The sequence below is a fragment of the Nocardia abscessus NBRC 100374 genome (genome assembly GCF_000308455.1).
Lineage (GTDB): Bacteria > Actinomycetota > Actinomycetes > Mycobacteriales > Mycobacteriaceae > Nocardia > Nocardia abscessus.
The window spans coordinates 24,754-40,345 of sequence record NZ_BAFP01000056.1 but is presented as its reverse complement, the minus strand read 5'-3'; the positions used below and the strand labels follow the sequence as shown (position 1 = coordinate 40,345).

At 69.0% G+C, this 15,592-nt stretch carries 14 protein-coding genes; 6 read left to right on the top strand and 8 right to left on the bottom strand.

The genetic code is table 11. The features are described from left to right. Positions 1–330 precede the first annotated feature (330 nt). Positions 331–1,620, bottom strand: a complete 1,290-nt coding sequence (tyrS, locus tag ON19_RS11105) for a tyrosine--tRNA ligase (protein ID WP_043689786.1) — start codon at positions 1,618–1,620, stop codon at positions 331–333. 308 nt (positions 1,621–1,928) lie between these two features. After that, entirely contained in the window at positions 1,929–2,570 is a 642-nt protein-coding gene (locus tag ON19_RS11100; protein ID WP_043689784.1) for a DNA-3-methyladenine glycosylase, read from the bottom strand. Between the two features lie 157 nt (positions 2,571–2,727). Here ON19_RS11100 and ON19_RS11095 point away from each other — a divergent pair, with 157 nt between their 5' ends. The 4 genes from ON19_RS11095 (at position 2,728) to ON19_RS11080 (ending at position 6,502) form a co-directional block, all read left to right on the top strand. Continuing rightward, on the top strand, positions 2,728–4,251 hold the full coding sequence (locus ON19_RS11095; protein WP_083899286.1) for a multicopper oxidase family protein: 1,524 nt from the start codon (positions 2,728–2,730) through the stop codon (positions 4,249–4,251). Positions 4,252–4,338: 87 nt separating this feature from the next. Beyond that, positions 4,339–5,070, top strand: a complete 732-nt coding sequence (locus ON19_RS11090) for an ABC transporter ATP-binding protein (protein ID WP_043689782.1) — start codon at positions 4,339–4,341, stop codon at positions 5,068–5,070. Next, positions 5,067–5,861, top strand: a complete 795-nt coding sequence (locus tag ON19_RS11085) for an ABC transporter permease (protein WP_051168732.1) — start codon at positions 5,067–5,069, stop codon at positions 5,859–5,861. The genes ON19_RS11090 and ON19_RS11085 overlap by 4 nt, the downstream gene beginning before the upstream one ends. Beyond that, positions 5,858–6,502 carry a TetR/AcrR family transcriptional regulator gene (locus ON19_RS11080; RefSeq protein ID WP_043689809.1) on the top strand — a complete coding sequence of 215 codons (645 nt, stop codon included), beginning with the start codon at positions 5,858–5,860 and terminating at the stop codon, positions 6,500–6,502. The genes ON19_RS11085 and ON19_RS11080 overlap by 4 nt, the downstream gene beginning before the upstream one ends. A gap of 34 nt (positions 6,503–6,536) precedes the next feature. Here ON19_RS11080 and ON19_RS11075 read toward each other — a convergent pair whose 3' ends face one another. From ON19_RS11075 to ON19_RS11050, 6 genes are all read right to left on the bottom strand, one after another. Next, positions 6,537–6,971, bottom strand: a complete 435-nt coding sequence (locus tag ON19_RS11075; RefSeq protein ID WP_227954905.1) for a L,D-transpeptidase — start codon at positions 6,969–6,971, stop codon at positions 6,537–6,539. 293 nt (positions 6,972–7,264) lie between these two features. Continuing rightward, positions 7,265–7,495: a Trm112 family protein gene (locus ON19_RS11070; RefSeq protein ID WP_043689779.1), complete on the bottom strand. Its 231-nt coding sequence runs from the start codon at positions 7,493–7,495 to the stop codon at positions 7,265–7,267. A 10-nt stretch (positions 7,496–7,505) separates the two neighbouring features. Next, on the bottom strand, positions 7,506–8,009 hold the full coding sequence (locus tag ON19_RS11065; RefSeq protein WP_227954906.1) for a GtrA family protein: 504 nt from the start codon (positions 8,007–8,009) through the stop codon (positions 7,506–7,508). 83 nt (positions 8,010–8,092) lie between these two features. Then, on the bottom strand, positions 8,093–10,336 hold the full coding sequence (locus tag ON19_RS11060; RefSeq protein WP_043689778.1) for a membrane protein: 2,244 nt from the start codon (positions 10,334–10,336) through the stop codon (positions 8,093–8,095). Between the two features lie 71 nt (positions 10,337–10,407). Next, entirely contained in the window at positions 10,408–10,899 is a 492-nt protein-coding gene (locus ON19_RS11055; protein WP_306307040.1) for a GtrA family protein, read from the bottom strand. Next, entirely contained in the window at positions 10,896–13,067 is a 2,172-nt protein-coding gene (locus ON19_RS11050) for a hypothetical protein (RefSeq protein WP_063709417.1), read from the bottom strand. The genes ON19_RS11055 and ON19_RS11050 overlap by 4 nt, the downstream gene beginning before the upstream one ends. A gap of 269 nt (positions 13,068–13,336) precedes the next feature. Between ON19_RS11050 and ON19_RS11045 the strand changes: the two genes are divergently transcribed. Further along, a complete protein-coding gene (locus ON19_RS11045; protein ID WP_051168730.1) occupies positions 13,337–14,437 on the top strand; it encodes a glycosyltransferase in 1,101 nt (366 codons plus the stop codon). After that, positions 14,427–15,566 (top strand): dTDP-4-amino-4,6-dideoxygalactose transaminase, encoded by a 1,140-nt coding sequence (gene rffA, locus ON19_RS11040; RefSeq protein WP_043689775.1) that lies wholly within the window; start codon positions 14,427–14,429, stop codon positions 15,564–15,566. The genes ON19_RS11045 and rffA overlap by 11 nt, the downstream gene beginning before the upstream one ends. The last annotated feature ends 26 nt before the right edge of the window (positions 15,567–15,592 follow it).

The window sequence follows — 15,592 nt, the reverse complement described above, 5'->3', positions numbered from 1 at the left end:
CATCCGGGCCAGTCTCAACCGGACCTTCTGTGAGGCAACTTTCCCAGTCTAAGCAAGCTATCCACCGAAGTCAAGACCATCGGCCGATACGCGTCACACTGGACTGACAGGCGCTCCTCGTCCTACCTCGTTTCCCGGTCCCGCTCGGCGTTTCCGCCTCGCTTCGGCTCCGGGTTGGTGTCCGTGTCGCTCTGACTTGAACTAAGTTACGCGGCGGAAAACGCTACGTCAAATCGCCTGAACGGCAGGGCGTTTCCGCAGGTCAGAGGCACACGATCCGGGTGATCGAGTGCCTGAATCACACGGATGTGATTCAGGCCACCGCGATCTTCATGCACCTGCCCGCAGAACCCCGGCGAGGTTCTTCTTGCCGCGCCGCAGGACCAGCCAGCGTCCGTGCAGGTAGTCGGCGTCGGCGGGCGTCCATTCGATGTCGGAGATCTTCGCGTTGTTCACCGACGCGCCGCCTTCGTTCACCGCGCGCCGGGCGGCACCGCGGCTCTCGGACAGGCCGGTCGCGACAAGCAGGTCCACGATGGTGTGCGGCTCGCCTGCCTTGATCTGCGCGACCTCGCCGTCGATCGCGGCTTCGCGCAGCGCGGCGCCGAGGGTCGCCTCGTCGAGGTCACGCAGTTCCCCTCGGCCGAACAACGCCTGGCTGGCCAACTGCACGGCGCGGGTGTTCGCCTCCCCGTGCACCAGGGTCGTCATCTCTGCGGCGAGCCTGCGCTGCGCCTCCCTGGCGTGCGGGCGCTCGGCGGTCGCCTGCTCCAGTTCGTCGAGTTCCTCGCGGGACAGGAACGTGAACCAGCGCAGGTAGCGCACCACGTCGGCGTCGGCCGTGTTCACGAAGTACTGGTACCAGGCGTACGGGCTGGTCATCTCGGGATCGAGCCACAGGCTGCCGCCACCGGTGGACTTGCCGAACTTCTTGCCGTCGGCGGAGGTCACCAGCGGAACGGTCAACGCGTGCACGGCCGCCCCGTCCACCCGGCGATTGAGTTCGACACCCGCGATGATGTTGCCCCACTGGTCGGAGCCGCCCACCTGCAGCGTGCAGCCGTAGTTGCGGCGCAGCTGCAGGTAGTCGTTGGCCTGCAGGAGCATGTAGCTGAACTCGGTGTAGGAGATGCCCTCGCCGTCCAGACGCCGCTTGATCGTGTCGCGCGCCAGCATGACGTTCACCGAGAAGTGCTTGCCGATATCGCGCAGGAAGTCGACCGCGGTCAGCGGCCCGGTCCAGTCCATGTTGTCGACGATGACCGCGCCGGTCGGCGAGTCGTCCAAGTCGACGAAGCGCTCGAGCTGCGAGCGGATCCGCTCGGCCCAGCCCGCGACGGTCTCGGTCGAGTTCATCGTCCGCTCGCCGACGTCGCGCGGGTCACCGATCAGTCCCGTGGCGCCGCCGGCCAGCACGATGGGGCGGTGCCCGGCACGCTGGAAACGCTTCAGCGCGAGCAGCGGCACCAAGTGGCCCGCGTGCAGGCTGGCGGCGGTGGGGTCGAAGCCGGCATACAGGGTCAGCGGCCCGGCGGCCGCCGCCGCACGCAGGGCATCCAGATCGGTGGACTGCGCGATCAGTCCGCGCCAGGTCAGTTCGTCGATGATGTCGCCGCTCACGCTGCCCTATCTTTCCGCACGATGTTCGCGGCCTCGTGCACGCCTCGGTGTCCTCTCTTCCAGCACGATGTCCGCAGCCTCGTGCGCGCCTCAGTGTCCTCGGGAGGCGCGGCATCAGTCGAGCGATTTGCTCGGCCGCCGCCGGGCGCGCCGACACCGGGCCGCTTGCTCTACGCCGGTCGACCGCGTCGATGTTCGAACAGCGACGCAGTCCGAGGCACACGTGCTGGGTCGTCGGCGCGTTCACCTGATCGGCGCGGCGCTCCGAGAAGACTCAGCGCGCCACGGCGAAAACGCTCGACGCGCTGTCAGGCCGACTTCGCCGCGGACAGTGGTGCACGCGGACTGCGCCGGTAGACCGACACCGCTCGCGAACCGGGAAGCCAGAAGCGCCACGGCACGTCCGCCGCGCTGCTGACGCCCACCCGCGGGCCGCTGGCGATCTCGGCGGCATCGACCGGGTCGTGCAACTCCAGCCGGATCTGCGATGACGGATCGAACAGCGGGGTTCCATAGTCACTCATCGCGATTCCCAGCGCGCTGCCGAGATTGCCGGGCCCCCTGGCCGAGTCGAGATCGGACCGAGCGCCCGGACGCCGCGCGCGCACCGTCTCCAGCCCGTCGATCACCTCGCCGGAGCGGATCAGTACGGCGCTGGCGACTCCGTCCGGTCCGCTGGTCACGTTGACGCAGGTGTGCATGCCGTAGCTGAGGTAGACGTACAGCACACCGGCGGGACCGAACATCACGTCATTGCGTTTGGTCCGGCCGCGCCCGGAATGCGAAGCCGGGTCCGGCCACGGGCCTGCCGGGTCTCCCCCGTAGGCCTCGACTTCGACGATCCGTACACCGACCGGACCCGACCGCAACGTCGCCCCGAGCAGACGCCGGGCGGCAGCGGGCGGTTCGACGGCGAGTTCCTCGACAGACTGGGCACACACAGCCGCCATTGTCCTCGACGGCTACGACAAGCGGACGCCGAGCCACTGGCCGACCGGCGCAGGTGACCACCCTGACGGTCCTGGCACCGGCATCAGGGGCGGACCGGGGAGTAAATCGGGACGCTCCCGGATGTGTCGAGGCACTGTCGATTTCTACCGTCGGTCCATGTCTTCGGATTCCCGGCCGCGCAGAGGGCGGCGGTCGCTCATGGTTCTCGTCTCGGTCGTGACGTTGCTGGTTCTCGCGATCTCCGCTCTCGTCGTCCGGGTGTACCTCGGGGCGGTCGTCTCCACGGTCGGTAGTACGCAGTTCCGCAACGAGCTCACCATCCCGCCGCTGGCCCCATCCCGGGTCGGCGCGGACGGAACGCGCACGTTCGAACTCGACATGCGTTCGGGGCGCAGGGAATTCCAGCCCGGACAGGTTACCGAGTCCTGGGGCTTCAACGGCGACTATCTCGGGCCGACGCTGCGGGCGCGGCGCGGGGAGAAGGTGGCGGTCACCGTCCGCAACAACCTGCCGGAGTCCTCGACCGTGCACTGGCACGGCATGCACCTGCCTGCCGCGATGGACGGCGGACCGCACCAGCCGATGGCGCCCGGCGCCGCCTGGACCCCGAACTGGACCATTGATCAACCGGCGGCGACCCTCTGGTATCACCCGCATCCGCACGGTGCGACCGAGACCCATGTACGCCGCGGGCTCGCGGGCATGTTCCTGCTCGACGACGAGGTGTCCTCGTCCTCCGGCCTCCCCTCCACCTACGGCGTGGACGACCTCCCGGTGATCGTCCAGGACGTGAAGTTCAACGGCGCGGCGTTCGACTCCGCCCACGGGATCTTCCGCGATGTCGGGTTCCTCGGCGACCGGACCATGGTCAACGGGACACTCGCGCCGTACCGGGAGGTCGGCGACGAACTGGTCCGCCTGCGACTGCTCAACGCCTCGACCGCACGGACCTACACTTTCGAATTCGCCGATCAGCGGCCCTTCGCGCTCGTCGCCACCGACGGCGGTCTCCTCGAACGACCGAGCACCCTGGATCGGTTGCGGCTGTCGCCGGGCGAGCGAGCCGAGATCGTCGTGCGGGTCCGGCCCGGCGAGCGCACGGTGCTGCGCAGCGGCGAACTCGACGCCGGACTCGATTTCTGGACACAGCGTTTCGCCGGTGGCGACGACACCTTCGACATCCTCGAATTGCGCGCGGCCGCCACGCTGCGTCCGTCACCGAAACTTCCCGCGACTCTGGCGCCGCCCAGCACGCCCGACGGTGGCGACTCGGTGCGGGAGCGCCATTTCGACTTGAACATCGCCGGAATCAACGGCGCTCCGATGGCCATGGACCGCATCGACTTCGCGGTGACGCGCGGTGACGCGGAGACCTGGGTGGTGCGCAACATCGACGGAATGCCGCACAACTTCCACATCCACGACGTGCAATTCCGGGTGCTCGCGGTGGACGACGGCCCACCGCCCGCGGCGCTGGCCGGACCGAAGGACACCGTCTTCCTTCCGCCGAACAGCTCGGTGCGAGTGGCCATGCGATTCGACGGCCCCGCCGATCCGGACACGCCGTACATGTACCACTGCCACCTGCTCTGGCACGAAGACCTCGGAATGATGGGCCAATTCGTGGTCGTGGACCCGGGCCAGGAGGCCGGGCGACCGCCGAGGCACCACGGCCACTGATCCCCCGGCCCGACACCTTGCCTGTTCAGCCTGGTCGCGATAAATTCATCACACAGTGAATTCAACACTCGATGAATTGAGGCGACCGTGTCGCAATCCACTCCATCTCCCGCCGTCGAGGTACGGAACCTGCGGGTCCGCCGCGGCGGCCGCGAAGTACTGCACGACGTCTCGCTGACCATCCCGCGCGGCTCGATCACCGGACTGCTCGGTCCCTCGGGGTGCGGCAAGACCACGCTGATGCGCTGCATCGTCGGCACTCAGATCACCGAAGCGGGCGAGGTGAGCGCACTCGGCCTCCAGGCGGGCTCGGCGGCGTTGCGCCACCTGATCGGGTATGTCACCCAGGCGCCCAGCATCTACAACGACATCAGCGTCCGCGAGAACGTCGCGTACTTCGCCGCGCTCTACGGCCGTGATCGAGCCGACGTCGACGACGCGATCACGTCGGTCGGCCTCACCGACCACGCCCACCAGCGCGGCGACGAGCTCTCCGGCGGCCAGAAGACCCGTGCTTCGCTCGCGTGCGCGCTGGTCGCCCAGCCCGAGCTGCTGGTCCTGGACGAACCGACCGTCGGTCTGGATCCGGTGCTGCGCGTCGAGCTCTGGAAGCAGTTCCACGAGCTGGCCGCGAACGGGACGACCCTGCTGGTGTCCAGCCATGTGATGGACGAGGCCGAGCACTGCGACCGGTTGCTGCTGATGCGCGAGGGGCACCTGCTCGCCCGGCTCAGCCCCGACGAACTGCGCGCGCAGACCGGCGAGCAGAACCTGGAGACCGCCTTCCTCACCTTGATCACGATGGGACCGAACGCATGACCGCCACCCTGGAAGCCGCGCCGCGGCGCACGCCGACGCTGCGTCCCTACGCCGCGACCACCGGTCGCATCCTGCGCCAGCTGCGCAACGACCACCGCACCGTCGCCATGATCCTGGTGGTCCCCGCCCTGCTGATGGCGCTGCTGTACTTCATCTACCAGGACACCCCGACCAACCCGATGAACCCGGTCTCGCTGTTCGACCGGGTGGGCATCAGCATGCTCGGCATCCTGCCGTTCATCGTGATGTTCCTGATCACCGCGATCGCCATGCAGCGCGAACGCACCTCGGGCACGCTGGAGCGGCTGCTGTCCACACCGCTGACGAAACTCGACCTGCTCGCCGGGTACGGCACCGCGTTCTCGCTGGCCGCGGCCGCGCAGGCGGCCGTAGCCTGCCTGGTCTCCTTCGGGCTGCTCGGGCTCGACGCGGCGGGCAGCCCCGGCTGGGTGGTGCTGATCGCGGTGGTCGACGCGGTGTGCGGAGTGGCACTCGGCCTGCTGGCAAGCGCGTTCGCGCGCACCGAATTCCAAGCCGTACAGTTCATGCCGGTCGTGGTCGCGCCGCAGATCTTCCTGTGCGGCTTGCTCGTTCCCCGCGACCAGCTGCCCGATTGGCTGGAGGTGATCAGCAACGTGATGCCGCTGAGCTACGCGGTCGACGCGTTGCAGCAGGTTTCGGCGCATCCCGAGGTCACCGGCCAGATGTGGCGCGACCTCGCCATCGTCGCCGGATTCGCGATCGTCGCCCTGTGCCTGGGCGCGGCGACGCTACGACGGCGGACCGCGTGACCGCAGACAATGGTTCCGGCGGCGCCGAGCGGCCCACCCGCACCGGCCGCCGACCGGGGCGATCGGGCGCCCGCGAGGCCATCCTCGCGGCCGCCCGCGCTCGATTCGCCGACGTGGGCTTCGACAAGACCTCGGTGCGCGCGGTCGCCACCGACGCCGGGGTCGATCCAGCCCTGGTGCACCACTACTTCGGCACCAAACAGCAGCTCTTCGCCGCGGTGGTGGAACTGCCGGTGGATCCCGAGGCGACCTTGCGGATCATCGAGGCCGCGCCGCTGGACGAGTTGGGCGAGACCATCATTCGCGCGGTGGTCGGGGTATGGGATTCGCCCGCGGGGCCCGGTGTGGTCGCCCTGGTGCGCAGCATCCTGGCCGGCACCGACGACCCGTCGCTGGCGAGGACGTTTGTGTTGGAGGTCGTGCTGGAACGCGTCCGCCTGCGGATCGCCACCCCCGAGGACGACGGCCGGGTGCGGATCGGCCTGGTCGCGTCGCAGATGATGGGCGTACTGGTGGGCCGCAAAATCATCGGGGTGGAACCGCTGGCGTCGATGCCCGCGGCCGCGTTGGTCGCCGCCGTGGGCCCGACGCTGCAGCGCTACCTGACCGGCGACATCGGGCAGGAACCATCGTCCCGATGATCCGGCCGATCATCGCGCAACGGTGCGTGGGCCGTCACTCCACGACTTCGACGACGTCACCGGGCCATAGGTACTCGTAGAACGCCTTGGCCCCCTCGTGGGTCATCCGGACGCAGCCGTGCGACTTCTTCTCGATCGGGCCGACGTGGAAGGCGATGTCGCCGTTGAAGAAGGTCGCGTACGGCATCGGAGCGTTGTGCATGGTGCTCCAGTGGAACTCCTTCTTGAACGACACGCGGAAGACTCCGGGCGGCGTCTCGTATCCCGGCATCCCGTGGGAGATCGGGGTCGGGCCGTAGACCACCCGGCCCTCGTCCATCAACCAGGCTTCGTCGGTGGCAAGGCGCATGCATGCCCTGGCCGCCGTGGAACACGGCGCGACGGGCGGGGGTGGCGGGATCAGCGCGGGCAAACCGGGGATGTCCGGGCCACCCGGCCACAGCGGTTCGGCCTGTGCGGGGGTCGCCATCGCGAATCCCGCCGCGACTGCGCAGGCAATCGCACATCGAGCTGTCCAGTTACGTAAACGCGAATCGCTCATTACGTTCCCGACCTCTCTCCTCAAATGCCACGCGCGCAGCTCAGCAGGCTGGTCGACTCACCCCTTTGCTGGAGCGAATGGACCCTCTCGAGGTGCAAATGATCATGGCGGACCCGGCTTCAAACGGTCAATGGGCGCAAAACGACCGTGACTCATCCGTTGTCCGCCGACCGTGCGGCAGGCGAGTTGTCAGTGGAGAGGGGGATGGCAGGACGGTGAGGTCAGTCGGCGGCCTGTGCGGTGAACGCGTCGTGCTCGGCGTCGGTGACGTCCCTGGCTTCGTCGATGAGCAGGACCGGGATGCCGTTCTCGATCGGGTATGCCCGGCGCAGGCGCGAGTTGTAGAGCAGCGCGCTGCCGTCGGCGGCACGCACCAGCCGCAGCGGGCCCTTGTCCTGCGGGCAGGCCAGCAGGCTCAGCAGTGTGGCGTCCAAGGTGGTGTGCTCAGGCATACCAGGAAACTTACCTTCCGGCCGGGCCGGACCGAGAACCGTCCGCGTCGAGCCGCGGCGTGCGGCGGAACGATATGTGGCGGTGCCCGAAGAAGCTGGCGCCCGCCACCAGTGCCATCACCGCGACCGCCGACGGGATGCTGGGCAGGTGCAGGACCGACACGCCCAGCTGGAGCAGCACCATGTTCAGTGCCAGCCCACCGGAGTTCACCCCGACGAACGCGACGAAATCCCGGACCAGGCGCCCGCGCACGCGGAACACGAGGGTGCGGTGCAGGACGAACGCCACGACCACGCTGATGCTGTAGGCCAGGGCGGGCGCGGCAGCGGCCGGTGCCCGATCGCCGAGCACCGCCAGCCAGGTCACCGTCAGGGCCATCCCGAGACCGGTGTTGACCACGCCCACGACGGCGAACGCGATCTCCTGGCGACGCACCAATCGCAGCAGCGGACCGGGGTCGGCGGGCGGCAAGGCGGTCCGCTCCCCGGCATCCGTCGAGAGAACGTGAGCCACCCTCTCCGGGCTCGCGGGGCCGTGGCGCCGCACTTGCGCCGCGTCCGACGTCGGCGCGCAGACTCGATCCGCCGCGCCGCCGCTCATCGGACGGCGTCGGCCAGGTCGGTCTCCGCCGTCTCGGGTGCGGACGGCTGGTCGGTTACGTCGACCGGCCGGTCCGCCCGGCGCCTGCCGCGCAGGTACGCCCATTCCAGCAGACCGATGCCCAACAGTCCCAGCAGTGCCGCGGCGCCGCCGATCCGCCAACCCGGCGGCTGCCAGGACAGCACCAGCTCGCCGGAGGAACCGGGCGGAAGATCAACGGCCACAAAAGTTTTCGACACCAGGGTGGACGGGATCTCGCGGCCGTCCAGCGTCGCCCGATAGCCCGGCCAGCCGAGCCGGGCGAACACGATCCGCCCGCCGTCCGGAGAACTCACCCGCACCCGGCTGGCCGTGTCCGATTCGGCGACCGATGTGGCCGTCACATTCTGAGTGGCCGCGACCCGGCCGTCCCGGCTCGAGATCAGGCCGTCGGTGCGTTCCAGCACCGAGATGTACTTCTCGTGCCCCGGATAGTCGACCCAGCGCCAGCCGGAGGGCGCGGGCTGGTCGCGGGCGTCGGGGTACAGCGCGCGATGTAGCACGACCCGGTCGACCTTCATCAGATCGACGATGGTCCGGCCGGTGGTCGGCTCGGTCGCGAAGGCGCGCCGGTAGGCGTCGGGGCACACGCTGGTGTCCCAGCGCATGCACAGCGTCTCGCCGAACCAGTAGTGCCCATTGGGGGTGTATCCGCTGACGTAGGTCAGCTCGAGGTTCTTCGCGTAGTTGCCGAATACCAGCGATCCGTACGCGCCGGACAGATTCCGTTCCTGCGGCGGGATGAGCATACGGTCGCCGAGCTGGAGTGTGGTGCCGGGGAAATCGGGGAACGCGGCCTTCATCTCCGAGCGGTTCTCCGGCAGATTCCAGCCCATCGGCGTCGGTTGCGCGCTCCACACCTGCAGGTAGGCGATCGGGAAGACCGAAACGACGATCAGCGCGCAGGCGGCGACCGCGCCGCGGCCGCGCCCGAGCCATACCGCGACGGCGCCGAGCGCGGCCACCCCCAGCGCCGCGACGACGTGCCCGATCACCTCCTGCGGCGCGGCCGAGAACGAGCGCGCCCACAACAGACCGATGAGCACCGCGGCCGCGATGCCGCGCCGCCGCCCGTCCTGGACGGTCACGAAGCGGCCGAGCAGCACGCACACCAGCACCAGCAGACCCAGCGCGACCATCGGCAGCACTCGGGCCGGCCAGCGCAACGGGCCGATCGCGCCAGGACCGGCGGTCCACATCAGCGCCATCACCGCGAACAGCGCCGGCGCGACGAACTCACGCGCCGAGCCGAGCGCCTTGCGCCAGTCGATGAAGGCCAGCGCCGGAACCAGGAACCACGCGACGTAGACCACCGGCATCGGCTGCACATAACCCCACCAGGAACTGAACGCGGGCAGCGTGCTGGGCAGGCTGGCGTTCAGCGACTCCGACCACGGCACCGTGAGGAACTGGTCGTTGTTGATCTGCGCGGTGCCGCGCCAGGTCACCTTCGCCGACAGCATGCTCGGCAGGTAGGTGGCCAAGCCGGCCAGTGCCGCACACGCGGCGACCGTGAGCAGGCGCACCGACGGCCGCCACGCCTTCTGATGGACGAGTTCGCCGACCGCGACGGCGCCCACCATCAGACCGGCCTCGACCGCGGGAAAGATGTACTGCACCGAGATGGCCAGATACAAGAAGACGAAGGTGGGGATCGGCCCGCTGCGCCCGCGGGAGTAGCGCACCCCGGAGGCCCACGCGTGCGCCATCCAGGCGGTGCCGGTGAACGCGGTCATCCAGCTGGCCTCGTCGAAGAACAGCAGCCATCCGGTGAACGGCATGGCGACGCCCGCCACCGCCGCCCAGGGCGCCTTCGCCCCGTAGGCCAGGCAGATCCGGTAGACGCCGAGCGCGAGGACGATCGCGAAGATCAGCTTCACCACGGTGGCGTACAGCGCGAGGTTGCCGACCGAGGGCGCGATCAGATCGATCAGCAGTTGCGGTGGATTGAGCAGCCCGGCTTCTTCGATGGTGTAGTTGCCCGCCATCCAGTGCTCGGGAACGAGGGCGGGAAATCGTCCTTCGCGCAGGGACCGACCGAGCATCACCCACAGCGGCGCGTACTGCGATTCGGTGTCGTCGGTATAGAAATGCCGGACGTTGGCCAGTAGCACCGCACCGTATCCCGCGACCACTCCGAGCGCCGCGATGACGCCCCAGGTGAAGACTTCGCGCGAAGGAAAGGTTCTACGTTCGGCCACGAGTCCCAGACCCTACCTCCAACTCGGCGCCGTTCCGGCAAACCAGTGCCGAGACGCCGTCCGGGAAACCGCTACCCGGCCGTGCTCGCGGAGCGCACCTCCGGCCCACGGCGGAAGGAGATGTAGCGATGGCCGAAGAAACTGGCGACCGCGACCAGGCCCATCACCACGACGGCCGACGGAATGCGCGGCAGGTGCAGCACCGAGACCGCCAGCGACAGCAGCACGGTGTTCATCAGCAACCCGCCGGAATTCACGACGACGAAGCCCGCGAAGTCGCGCAGCACCCGGCCGCGGACCCGGAACACGAGGGTCCGGTGCAGGACGAAAGCGACGACGATGCCCACGGCGTAGGCCAGCACGACCGAGACGGCGGGCGGCCACGCGTCGCCCAGCACCGCCAGCCACACCACGGTCAGCGCGATGCCGAGCAGCGTGTTGCACGCGCCGACCACAGCGAATGCGACCTCTTGTCGCCGCACCACCCGCATCAGAAGCCCCGCCGCGGGCTCGTCGCTGATCGCGTCGGCATCCGCGGCGACCGCACGCGCGTTCGTCTTCACGAAACGACGTCCGCCAGCTCGCGATCCGGCTCGGCGCGCTTGTCGTCGCCGGACTCCTCCGGCTCGTCGCGACGCCGGGACCGGACATGGAGCCATTGCAGGACGCCGATGCCGAGCACACCCGCCACGGCGGTAGCGATACCGATCTTCCAGCCGGGCGGACGCCAGGTCAGCACGAGTTCGGCGTTCTGGGTGCCCGCGGGGACATCGACGGCGACGAACGACTTGGCGACCGTCGTGATCGGAACGGAGTTGCCGTTCAACGTGACTCGATATCCGGGCCAGCCCAGCCGAGCGAACACGACCCGGCCGCCTTCGGCCGAGGACACGCGCACCCGGCTGGTGGTGTCGGTTTCGGAGATCGAGGTCGCGCTCACCTTCTCGGCATCGGTCACGCGGCCGTTCGTCGTAGAGATGGGTCCGTTCGCGCGTTCCAGCACCGCGATGTAGCGCTCGTGTCCGGGGTAGTCGGCCCACTTCCAGCCCTCCGGTGCCGGTTCGCCGGGCGCGTCCGGGAACAGCGCCCGCTGCAGCACCACACGGTCCAGATTCATCAGATCGACCAGCGGCCGACCAGTGGTCGGCTCCGGCGCGAACATCCGCCGGTAGGCGTCCGGGCAGACGCTGCCGTCCCAGCGCATGCACAGCATCTCGCCGAAGTAGAAATGGCCGCTCGGGGTGTAGCCGTTGACGTAATCCAGTTCGAGCCCCCGGGCATAGTTCCCGAAGACGAGCGAGCCGTAGGCGCCCTCGATGCTCTTGTCCTGCGGCTGCACCAGTCCGCGATCGCCCAGCTGAATGGTGTTGCCCGCGAAATCCGGGAACGCCGTCTTCGCTACGGAACGCTTCGCAGGCAGGTTCCACGACATCGGCGTGGGTTGCGCCGCCTCGACCTGGAAATAGGCGATCGGGAACATCGCGACGATGGTCAGCGCGCACGCCGCCGCGGTCCCCTTGGTGCGCCCGAGCCACACCGCTCCCGCCGCCAGCGCGGCCAGTGCGAGCGCCGCGATCACGTGCCAGATCGCGTCGTGCGGGTCGGCGGAGAACGAGCGCACCCACAGCAGCAGGATCAGCACGCCCGCCGCTGTACCGCGATTCTTCGGATCGCGCACCGTCCCGTAGCGGCCCAGCAGCACGCACACCAGCACGAGCAGGCCGATGGCCAGCATCGGCAGCACACGCGCCGGCCAGCGCAGCGGTCCGACCGAACCCGGGCCCGCGGTCCACATCAGCATCATGATCGCGAAGATCGCGACCGCGCTCAGTTCCCGCCATGCCTCCCGCGCGCGGCGCCAGTCGATGAACGCCAGGGCGGGAATCAGGAACCACGCGATGTAGGTGACCGGCAGCGGTTGCACGTAACCCCACCAGGAACTGAACGCGGGCAGCGAACTGGGCAGGCTGGCGTTCAGCGACTCCGACCACGGCACCGTGAGGAACTGGTCGTTGTTGATCTGCGCGGTGCCGCGCCAGGTCACCTTCGCCGACAGCATCGACGGCAAGAAGGTCAGCAGGCCCGCGAGTCCGGCGCAGCCCGCGGCGAGGGTCAGCCGGAGCACCGGCTGCCACTTGCGCTGATACACCAGCTCGCCCACGGCCACCGCCAGCAGCATCAGCACCGCTTCGACCGCGGGGAAGATGTACTGCGTCGAGATGGTCAGATACAGGTAGACGAAGACCGGGATGGGTCCGCCGAGCCCTCGCGTGTAGCGCACCGAGGCGGCCCAGGCGTGCACCATCCAGGCGGTGCCGGTGAGCGCGGTCATCCAGCTGGCCTCGTCGAAGAAAAGGAAGAAGCCCGTCAGCGGCAGCGCGATACCCGCGACCGCCGACCAGGCCGGCCGCCCGCCGTAGACGAGGCAGATCCGGTAGACGCCGAGCGCGGCGATGATCGAGAAGATCAGCTTCACGACGGTGGCGTACAGCGCGACGTTGTCCACCGAGGGAGCGATCAGATCGATCAGCAACTGCGGCGGGTTGAACAGGCCCGCGTCGTCCATCGTGTTGTTGCCCGCCATCCACTGCTCGGGCACCATGACCGGGAACTCGCCCGCCCGCAGCGCACGGCCGAGGCCGACCCACAGCGAGGTGTACTGCGACTCGGTGTCGTCGGTGAAGAAATGCCGGGCGTTGGCGAGCAGGACAGCGAGGTAACCCGCGACCACTCCGAGCGCGGTGATGACCCCCCAACGGTAGACATCTCGCCGCGAATAGACATCCGGCCGCGAGCCGGGCACTGCACTGTCCGTCACGAGTTCCAAACCCTACAGGGCGGCTCTCCGCTTGGCATCGGTCGTGGACGCCGCCAAGATGAGGGCATGATCAGCTGCTCCGGTGGCCGGGTGTCGCCCCGTGCTAGAGTCCACAGCGGTTCGGGCTCTGCAGTCCTGCAACGAGTACCGGCACGCACCGTCATCGAAAGTCGATCCAGCTGATGCCGATTCCTCCCGCCCGCGCACTCCGTTCCGGCGCCCCCGCGACGAACGGTGACCCGGCACGGCCCGGCGTGGACCGGCCGCACAGGGTGTCGGTGGTGGTGCCGGTGTACCGGGGCGAGGACACGATCGCGGGTCTGGTCGCCGAGCTGCACGATCTCACGCGTCCCGTCGAGACCCCCGGCGGCACCACGTTCACCGTCACCGAGATCATCCTGGTGCACGACCACGGCCCCGACCGTTCCGACGTGGTACTGCAGGAACTGCAGCGGACCTATCCCGCGGTGCGCACCGTCTGGCTCAGCCGCAATTTCGGCCAGGACGCCGCGACGATCGCCGGGATGTCGGTCGCGGCCGGTGACTGGATCGTCACCATGGACGAGGACGGCCAGCACGATCCCCGTTTCATCAGCACGTTCCTGGACACCGCGCTGGCGCAGCGCGCCGACCTGGTCTACTCCAAGCCGAGCAATACCAGGCCGCACGGATTTCTGCGCAATCTGACCTCGCGCGGAGCCAAGCTGGTGCTCGCGACGCTGTTCGCGTTCCCGGATTCCACCCGGTTCGAAAGCTACCGGCTGATCCGCGGCGACATCGGCAGGCAGCTCGCCGAGGTCGCGTCCAACGGCGTCTACCTGGATGTCGCGCTGACCTGGGTGGTCGGCGCCGTCGCGCAGGCTCCGGTGGTGTTGCGCGCCGAGGGCAGGGAGGACTCCGGTTACAACTACCGCCGCCTGTTCTCGCTGTTCTGGAAGATGGTGCTGTGCAGCGGCACGCGCGGACTGCGGCTGGTGAGCCTGCTCGGCGTCACGCTGGCGCTGGCAGGCGTCGTGATGGCCGCGATCGTCGTGTTCGAAGCGCTGACCACCGACGGCTGGGCCCCCGAAGGCTGGGCCTCCACCATCGTGGTGCTGCTGCTGTGCTCCGGTGCGGTGCTGTTCTCCCTCGGGCTCATCGCCGAGTACCTCGGCGTCGCATTGCACATCCTGGTGGGCAAACCGCTCTACCTCACTGTCGAGACGCCGACCCCGCGTCCGGCCGATACTTCGCCACTGACCGCCGCCACCGCCAGCAGGGGGACCGACCGGGTTGAGCACTGACCGCGTCATCTTCAGCCGCCCGTTCCGGGCGCGCCGGGAACTAGCGAACCTGGAGGCCGTGCTGGCCTCCGACCACAGCCACGGCGACGGCCAGTTCACCGCGGCGGCCACCGCGAAGCTGAAGGTGATCACAGGCGCACCGCACGCCCTGCTCACCACCTCGTGCACCTCCGCGCTGGAGATGGCGGGCCTGCTGCTCGAGCTGGGCCCCGACGACGAAGTGATCGTGCCCAGCTTCGCGTTCACCTCCACCGCCACCTCGATGGCCCTGCGTGGCGCCACCTGCGTCTTCGCCGACATCGATCCGGCCACCGGAAACCTGGACCCGGAGTCGGTGGCCGCCGTGCTCAGCGAGCGGACGAAGGCCGTGGTCGTCATCCACTACGGTGGCGTCGCCGCGGACATGGCCGGACTGCTGGCCCTGGCGAACGCGCACGGTTTCGCCGTGGTCGAGGACAACGCGCACGGACTCGGCGGCACCTGGCGCGGCAGGCCGCTGGGCACCATCGGCACGATGGGCACGCTCAGCTTCCACGACACCAAGAACGTGCACTGCGGCGAGGGAGGCGCGCTGCTGCTCACCGACGAGATCCTGATGGCGCGCGCGGAGATCATCCGGGAGAAGGGCACCGACCGGGCCCGGTTCCTGCGCGGGGCAGTGGACAAGTATTCCTGGCAGGACATCGGCTCCAGCTATCTGCCCAGCGAGCTGAACGCGGCCGTGCTCGACGCGCAACTGGACGAGTTCGACACCATCCAGACCGGTCGGCACCGGGTCTGGGACGCCTACGCCGCCGCCCTGCCGGACTGGGCCGAGCGCAACGACGTTCGCCTGATGTCCGTACCGGCCGATCGCGGGCACACCGCGCACCTGTACTACCTGCGCACCCCGACCGAGCGCCGCCGCGACGACCTCATCGCACACTTGGCCGCACGGGGCATCTCCGCGCCGTTCCACTACATTCCGCTGGATTCCAGCCCGGCGGGCTTCAAGCTGGGCCGCACACCGCGGCCGTGCGCGCGCAGCGCCGAGTTCTCCGGAACCGTCGTCCGCCTGCCGCTGTGGCCGGATCTCAGCGACGCGCAGGTAGCGCGCGTGGTCGACGCGGTCACCGCGTTCACCGTGTGACCGGTGCCGTCGCGTTGCGCGGCGCC

What these genes read in the sequence shown, in the direction of transcription:
- ON19_RS11100 (WP_043689784.1), bottom strand. Translation starts at nt 2,570, where the DNA reads ATGGCGGCTGTGTGTGCCCAGTCTGTCGAGGAACTCGCCGTCGAACCG.
- ON19_RS11095 (WP_083899286.1), top strand. Translation starts at nt 2,728, where the DNA reads ATGTCTTCGGATTCCCGGCCGCGCAGAGGGCGGCGGTCGCTCATGGTT.
- ON19_RS11085 (WP_051168732.1), top strand. Translation starts at nt 5,067, where the DNA reads ATGACCGCCACCCTGGAAGCCGCGCCGCGGCGCACGCCGACGCTGCGT.
- ON19_RS11075 (WP_227954905.1), bottom strand. Translation starts at nt 6,971, where the DNA reads ATGGCGACCCCCGCACAGGCCGAACCGCTGTGGCCGGGTGGCCCGGAC.
- ON19_RS11070 (WP_043689779.1), bottom strand. Translation starts at nt 7,495, where the DNA reads ATGCCTGAGCACACCACCTTGGACGCCACACTGCTGAGCCTGCTGGCC.
- ON19_RS11045 (WP_051168730.1), top strand. Translation starts at nt 13,337, where the DNA reads ATGCCGATTCCTCCCGCCCGCGCACTCCGTTCCGGCGCCCCCGCGACG.